Raw genomic sequence first — 463 nt, forward strand, 5'->3', positions numbered from 1 at the left:
TCAAATTTCCCGAGCCACTTCTGTCAGGCAGAAGGTGGTGTTCCAGTACCGGAGCTATGCCGCGAACATGGAATGAGCAACGCTTCATTCTATAAGTGGCGTGCCAAGTATGGCGGCATGGATGCGTCGATGATCAGCCAGATGAAGGCTCTGGAGGATGAGAACCGTCGGCTCAAGAAGATGTATGCCGAGATGAGCATGCAGACAGATCTTTTAAAAGAGGCTCTTGGAAAAAAATGACGCGGTCATCTCAACGCCGAGAGATGGCCAGGAAAGCCGTGGCGCTACGCGGGGTCAGCATTGCACTGGCCTGCCGCACCTTTGGTGTAAGCGAGACCTGCTATCGTTACAGCGCCAAGCTGAACGAAGAGAACGAGCAGATCGCCGATCTGCTGATCGGGCTAACGAGGGCGAAGAAGAACTGGGGCTTTGGTCTTTGTTTTCTTTACCTGCGCAATGTCCG

At 53.6% G+C, this 463-nt stretch carries 1 pseudogene; it reads left to right on the forward strand.

Features of this window, described 5'->3' with window-relative positions:
* Positions 1–463 (forward strand): annotated as a pseudogene (locus OPR82_RS22455) (transposase); the annotation flags it as partial.

Source organism: Ochrobactrum chromiisoli (assembly GCF_026241335.1).
In the GTDB taxonomy this organism is placed as follows: domain Bacteria; phylum Pseudomonadota; class Alphaproteobacteria; order Rhizobiales; family Rhizobiaceae; genus Brucella; species Brucella chromiisoli.